This window comes from Algivirga pacifica (assembly GCF_039543525.1).
Classification (GTDB): domain Bacteria; phylum Bacteroidota; class Bacteroidia; order Cytophagales; family Flammeovirgaceae; genus Algivirga; species Algivirga pacifica.
In genome coordinates, this window is the sequence record NZ_BAABJX010000031.1 from 1 (window position 1) to 8,157 (window position 8,157).

The following is an 8,157-nucleotide window of genomic DNA, read 5'->3' on the forward strand; positions in this document are numbered from 1 at the left end:
TGATTGAAGAGCCAGCAGGCTTAGAGTTGTCTTGCTCAGCGGATAGTGCCTTGTGTAATGGAGAAGCGAGTGGCAGTGTTAAGGTCGAGGTTCAGGGAGGAACAGGCATGTATACTTATACATGGACTGATGCTCAGGATAACCCAGTGGGTAGTACAGCTATGGTAAGCAACTTACCAGCGGGTACGTATAAGGTGGTAGTGATGGACGAGAACGAGTGTACAGACTCTTGTACTGCCGTGATTGAAGAGCCAGCAGGCTTAGAGTTGTCTTGCTCAGCGGATAGTGCCTTGTGTAATGGAGAATCAAGCGGTAGCGTTAAGGTTGAGGTTCAGGGAGGAACAGGCATGTATACTTATGCATGGACCGATGCTCAGGATAACCCAGTAGGCAGTACAGCTATGGTAAGCAACCTGCCAGCGGGTACGTATAAGGTGGTCGTGATGGACGAGAACGAATGTACTGATTCTTGTACCGCTATAATTGAAGAGCCAGCAGGCTTGGAATTGTCTTGTTCAGCAGATAGTGCCTTGTGTAATGGAGAAGCGAGTGGTAGTGTAAAGGTCGAGGTTCAAGGAGGTACGGGCATGTATACTTATGCATGGACCGATGCTCAGGATAACCCAGTAGGCAGTACAGCTATGGTAAGCAACCTGCCAGCGGGTACGTATAAGGTAGTCGTGATGGATGAGAATGATTGTACCGATTCTTGTACCGCTATAATTGAGGATCCAGCAGCATTAGAGTTGTCTTGTTCAGCAGATAGTGCCTTGTGTAATGGAGAAGCGAGTGGCAGTGTTAAGGTTGAGGTTCAAGGAGGAACAGGCATGTATACTTACGCATGGACCGATGCTCAGGATAACCCAGTAGGCAGTACGGCTATGGTAAGCAACTTGCCAGCGGGTACGTATAAGGTGGTCGTGATGGACGAGAACGAATGTACTGATTCTTGTACCGCTGTGATTGAAGAGCCAGCAGCATTAGAGTTGTCTTGTTCAGCGGATAGTGCCTTGTGTAATGGAGAATCAAGCGGAAGTGTTAAGGTTGAGGTTCAAGGAGGTACGGGCATGTATACTTACGCATGGACCGATGCTCAGGATAACCCAGTAGGCAGTACAGCTATGGTAAGCAACCTGCCAGCGGGTACGTATAAGGTAGTCGTGATGGATGAGAATGATTGTACCGATTCTTGTACCGCTATAATTGAGGATCCAGCAGCATTAGAGTTGTCTTGTTCAGCAGATAGTGCCTTGTGTAATGGAGAAGCGAGTGGTAGCGTGAAGGTCGAGGTTCAAGGAGGTACAGGCATGTATACTTATGCATGGACCGACGCTCAGGATAACCCAGTGGGCAGTACAGCTATGGTAAGCAACTTGCCAGCGGGCACGTATAAGGTAGTCGTGATGGACGAGAACGATTGTACGGATTCTTGTACCGCTATAATTGAAGAGCCAGCAGGCTTAGAGTTGTCTTGTTCAGCAGATAGTGCCTTGTGTAATGGAGAAGCGAGTGGTAGCGTGAAGGTCGAGGTTCAAGGAGGTACAGGCATGTATACTTACGCATGGACCGATGCCCAGGATAACCCAGTGGGCAGTACTGCTATGGTAAGCAACTTGCCAGCGGGCACGTATAAGGTAGTCGTGATGGACGAGAACGATTGTACAGACTCTTGTACCGCCGTGATTGAGGAGCCGACAGCCATTGTGATCGAATCACAAGCCATCGATGCACTTTGTAATGGAGATTTAGGTGCAATCACAGGTTCTCTAACTGGAGGTACACCACCTTATAAGATACAAGCAACCAATGGTATTATTGACACGACATTCTTTGATGTTAATCCTGGAATGATCGGTCCTATTCCATTACCAGCAGGTACTTATATGGTAACCGTAACCGATGCAAATGGATGTATTGCAATGGCGGAGGAGACAATCAGTGAACCAACTCCTCTTGAAATTGCTTGCGAATCGACACCAGTACCATGTACAGGAGATAGTACAGGAACAGTAACCGTAACGTTCTCAGGAGGAACAGAAGGCTACTTTATCCAGTTTGAAAACGAGGATGCCAGTATTGTGATTGATACTTCCGCAGTTGCTGCAGGCCAGGTAATCTTCCAAAATCTTCCGGCAGGCAAGTACAAGGTATTTGTGACAGATAATAACGAGTGTGAGAAGATGTGTGAGACGGAAATCACAGAGCCGGATGAAGCAGTTAGTTTGACCATCGAGAAATTGTCTGACAATATAGTACCGGGAGTACCGGATGGTTCATTCAAGTTTACATTGAGTGGAGGCACGCCGAACTATATGGTAACGATTACAGGTGCTTTGGATACCGTATTTAATGACCTAGAGCCAGGAGAGTATATCGTAGAGGACTTGGACCCAGGATTCTATTTCATTCAAACGGTGGATGCGAATGGTTGTGTGGATGAGGATTTATTACAGATTTTGGAAAGTACAACTCCTCCTCCAAGCTTGACAGCTGTAGCAACTCCAGTACCATGTAAAGGAGAAAGTACTGGATCTATATCAGGTGAAGGTAGTGGTGGATTCCCTCCATATACCATTGAACTGACGAAGCCAGATATGACGACAGAGACATTGACAGGCGTTGAAGGTGCATTTGAGTTCTTGAATCTTCCTGCAGGGGTATACCAAATTAAGTTGACAGATTCTGAAGGACTGACGAATAATATCTCAGTGGAAATCACAGAACCAGAGACAGCGGTATCTGTAACGGCTAGCAGTACAGATGCAACGGCACCGGGAGCTTCAGATGGTAGTGTATCAGCGATGGCTTCAGGTGGAACACCATTTATGATGATGGAAGGTGGTGCCAGAATGGCAGAAGTAGAAGCTGCTCCAGTAGAAGGATATATTTATATCTGGACAAACTCTGAAGGCGAAACTGTCGGGACTACATCAACCGTGGAAGGAGTTCCAGCAGGTACATACAAGGTAACAGCTACCGATGCGAATGAGTGTACGGCAATGGCAACAGTAGTGGTGGAAGAACCACGCTTTATTCCTTGTCCTGAGGTGCGCTTGTTAGCAAACCCTAAGATCACAAATGAAAGCTATCGTAACGCTTTTGACGGTGCAATAGATGTAACGATCACAGGAGGAAATGAGCCTTATACGTACTTCTGGACAGGCCCGAATGGATTTACGGCTACGACAGAAGATATCGAAGGCTTGACCATGGGACGCTATACCTTGAAAGTGGTAGATGCGAATGGTTGTGAGGGCTACTTTACCTATTACTTACGAGTAGATCGTGATGAGTCGGAAAGAGGAGACTGTGAAGGCGTGAGAATCACGGCAAAAGTAAAACAGTCCGATGAGAGTTATCGAGGAGCAAGAGATGGATTTATCATCGTGGACTTGCAAGGTGGTCAGGCGCCATACCAATATTATTGGATGGGACCAGACGGCTTCAATTCAGATACGAATGAGGCTAGAAACCTGACAGCAGGACAGTATACCTTGAAGGTGAAAGATGCAAATGGTTGTACAGGCTACTTCACTTACTTTATGAGAGTAGATGGAGAGCGTATGGAGAACAGCTGTGATCGCAGTCGAATCTATGCCAATGTAGTGGACATGCGTCATGCAGATGACGATCAAGCTAGAAATGGTAGTATCTCGATTATGGTGACAGGAGGTACAGCACCGTATCAGTACAGCTGGTCAGGTCCGAATGGGTATGAAGCTTATAACACACCTCTAGTAAAGGATCTGGAACCAGGTGCTTACGAAGTAACGGTTGCCGATAGAAACGGCTGTGTGGCGACCTTCACGTACATGGTGAAAAACATGACTTGTGAGTACTTTAGCTATGCTAGGTTTATCGTTAAAGATGCCTCAACGATTGAGTCAGAAGATGGTGAGATTACCATGAGTGAAGTTGAAGGAGAGGTGGCTTATAGCTATGAGTGGAGAGGCCCTGATGGATTCACTTCATCAGCAAGAGACCTAAGTGATCTTAAGCCAGGTATCTATAATCTGACGGTATTGAATGCAAGAGGATGTAGCAGTGAGTTTGAGTTTAACTTGGGTGTTGAGAGAAATGTACTTTCCATCACGGAGCAACTGAAAGTTTATCCAAATCCATCGGAAGGATTCTTCACATTGGAGTTGCCAACCGAGTTTGTGGATAGCCATATAGAGATCTACAATGCAGCTGGACAACTGGTGCATACGTTGGATGCCAATGGAGTATCACAGAATCAGATTGATATGAGAACGTATGGCAAAGGAATGTATATTCTGAAAGCTGTAAATGATCATAAGGTGCTGACGGAGAAATTGATTATCCGTTAGAAAACAGTAAAATATCGTAGGGATACGCCATTGGCGTATCCGTGACGAGTAAAGAGGCTACCAAAACGGTAGCCTCTTTTTTATGAGCATAGGTATTCTGATTAAAGTATCTAAGAGGATTCCCAACGACTGGTAAGCTGAAGTTTATGTAATAAATCTTTACCCCAAAAGTAAAATAAGATGTATGAAAAAAAGTGAGTTGAGAAGGAACTTTTTTTCATGTAGTAGAAATGTCAAGTAAGGGTTTAGATTACTACAATGATTTTCTTCTTGAAATGTGATTTTTTCTTATTAAACGCAAAGGGCTGTTAACATTTTGGCGCCCCTAGTAGCTGCTTCATTAGATTCATAGGTGTAAAATGTTCACGTTATACCCTAAAAATCAAAACCTAATGAATCCAATATAAAACCTTACACCATTACAATGATTGCTGAAAAAGCAAATTATCCCTCGATTAACAACTTACACATGATTACCCTGTCGTGTGACTTTCAATCCAATTGAAGAATTAATTAATAGCCCAACGATGTATAGCCTAATACCAATTATGTGTCTTTTTCTACGACAAAAGAAAAAGCATACAAGTGGATATGACCTCACCTTGAGGTTGCCACTTTATCAGCCTACCACACGATTCACTTATGATTTAAACACTTTATCCTGCAATCAGGAAAATATCAGAAGGAATAGAATTGCTGCTAAAACCGAATCACTAACACTTTTAACTCGTCAAATATGAATCATTCATTGTTCACCAAAGGGATGCCTATTGGAAAAGTACAATGGATGATCCTCTTACTTGGTATTTTATCATGCCAGATGCTTTACATTCAGGAAGTGCAGGCACAAGCAGTAGGGCTATCTTTGGAACATTTCCAAAATGGGCCTGCCAGTGATCCAGACTCAACCTGGATAAATGGTAGGTTAAATGAGAATAAAGCACATTTTATAGAAGGCTATTCAGTGCCTTATCGCGTACAGTTCTCAAAACTAGATGAGAATAAGATATACTATTTTGTATTATCTATAGATACAAGAGTATCTGGAAAGATTGCCTACGATTATTTTACTAATTATGATCGTTTAGAGCCACATGATCAATTTTTTCATCCAGCAGAAACGGTAGATCCTACAGAAGGAACGGATTTTTCAGGGGCACCATTTTCGAACTTTACCATTCCAGATCCATCCGTTGGAGTGGCAATTCCCACGTTGGACCCAACGACCTCTGTCAGTACCAACCCTTTAGTAGAGAGCTATGGAGGACTTTCTTTGGCTGATAAACAATTGGTAATGTGGGGAGGAACGATTACAAACGTGGAGTATTTATCAGGAGGAAGTTATATAAATGATGGTGATTTTCGGAAAATAGGAATTACGTTTCAAGCAGATAACGATACTACCGATGCAGTTTTAGCATTTGGAGTACATATTTCTAATCGATTGGAGTGGGGAGCGGACCCATCAAATTTGTCAGAGCCGTTTACAGCTTCGGCAATAAATGGAGGATCTTTTCAGACTAGAATAGATGACTTTAAGTGTATTACAGCTCAGGGAGATACGGTTAATGTTAATGTAGGAGGGGGAGATCGATCAAGAAATATAGCTACGGATAATTTTTTATTTTTTCCAACCTGTGATGTTGATGGAGATTCAGTGGGCTGTGAGGGGGATATATTAGAGCTTAGTTTAGAGTTTCCTACAAATGAAATTACTAGTTTATATACTTATCAATGGGAAATTATACCGGATAATATAGGTGCAGAATTTATCGGTAGTTCAACAGACCATACAGTATTGATAGATACTGATGGTGCTTCTGATTTTGATCTAAGAGTGACTATTACAGATTCTTTTTCAGGAGCCGTTTCAGTCTGTACGACACAAGTTGTGGTCAATCAAATAGACCTATCTGGAGTGGTAACGGACATCGAATGTGGAGGAGCCTCAACTGGAGCAATAGACTTAGAGGTAGCTAATGGTTCAGGAACGTACAGTTATGACTGGAGTAATGGGGAGATGACTCAAGATTTAACCGGCTTGATAGCTGGTCAATATACGGTAACTGTAACTGATGATAATACCGGTTGTTCTGCCACTGAAACTTTTGTTGTCAATGCCGCTTCTGATTTAAGTTTGAAAGGTTCGACAAGTACGAATCTATTGTGTTTTGGGGATGCCTTAGGAACGATCACAGTATCTGTTTCTGGAGGAACATCCCCTTATAGTTATGAGTGGGTCGGGGAAAGTGAAACGTCTGATACTCGGTCTAATTTGATTGCAGGGAACTATACTGTAGTGGTAACGGATAATGAAGGTTGTACTGTAGATACTACTTTTGTGATTAGTCAGCCAGACAAATTAGAGTTAACTGGCAGTCAGGTTAATATTTTGTGTGCGGGAGAACCAACAGGTAGTATTGATTTGGAAGTGATTGGAGGGGTACAGCCTTACAGTTATGCTTGGAGTACTGGAGATGATAATCAGGATTTGAATGATTTGCTTGCAGGAATTTATGAGGTTACAGTAACGGATGCAAATGGTTGTACGATGGATACAACATTTACGTTGACGGAGACGGAGAAGCTGGTAGTAACGTATTCGGTAGAGGATGCGGAATGCTACGGTGACAACGGCGTGATCAATGGCAATATTTCGGGAGGTACGGCACCTTACCAGATAGTAGCGACAGGGGAGGATTACTTGGGTAACCCCGTGGACATTTCATTCCCGCCACAAGGGGCAGGCGATTTGACGCCAGCGTTTGAGTATGTTGCCGGCACGTACCATGTATTAATTACTGATGCGAACGGTTGTACGTTTGAGATCGATGATACGATCGGTCAACCGGAGAAGCTGGTAGTAACGTATTCGGTAGAGGATGCGCAATGCTACGGGGGCAACGGCGTGATCAACGGGAATATCTCAGGAGGGACGGCACCATACCAGATAGTAGCGACAGGAGAGGATTACTTGGGTAACCCCGTAGACATATCATTCCCGCCACAAGGAGCAGGCGATTTGACACCAGCGTTTGAGTATGTAGCCGGTACGTACCATGTATTAATTACTGATGCGAATGGCTGTACTTTTGAGATCGATGATGCGATCGGTCAACCGGAGAAGCTGGTAGTAACGTATTCGGTAGAGGATGCGAAGTGCTATGGTGGCAACGGCGCGATCAATGGCAATATCTCTGGAGGTACGGCACCATACCAGATAGTAGCGACAGGAGAGGATTACTTGGGCAACGCCGTGGACATATCATTCCCGCCACAAGGGGCAGGCGATTTGACGCCAGCGTTTGAGTATGTAGCCGGCACGTACCATGTATTAATTACTGATGCGAACGGCTGTACGTTTGAGATCGATGATGCGATCGGTCAACCGGAGAAGCTAGAGGTAACGTATTCAGTAGAGGATGCGAAGTGCTACGCGGGTAACGGCGTGATCAATGGCAATATCTCTGGAGGCACGGCACCATACAATATTGTAGCGACAGGAGAGGATTACTTGGGTAACTCCGTGGACATTACATTCCCGCCACAAGGGGAAGGTGATTTGACTCCAGCGTTTGAGTATGTTGCCGGTACGTACCATGTATTAATTACTGATGCGAACGGTTGTATGTTTGAGATCGATGATGCGATTGATCAACCGGAGAAGCTAGTGGTAACGTACTCGGTAGAGGATGCGGAATGCTATGGCGGCAATGGTGTGATCAACGGCAATATCTCTGGAGGGACGGCGCCATACAATATTGTAGCGACAGGAGAGGATTACTTGGGCAACGCCGTGGACATATCATTCCCGCCACAAGGGGCA

Annotated in this window: 2 protein-coding genes; both read left to right on the forward strand. The window is 44.4% G+C overall.

Going from position 1 to position 8,157, the window contains the following annotated elements:
- Positions 1–4,331, forward strand: a 4,331-nt coding sequence (locus ABD985_RS10330) for a T9SS type A sorting domain-containing protein (RefSeq protein ID WP_345371473.1), incomplete at its 5' end; no start/stop codon positions are given.
- A gap of 736 nt (positions 4,332–5,067) precedes the next feature.
- The coding region (locus ABD985_RS10335; RefSeq protein ID WP_345371474.1) for a SprB repeat-containing protein at positions 5,068–8,157 on the forward strand (3,090 nt) is incomplete at its 3' end.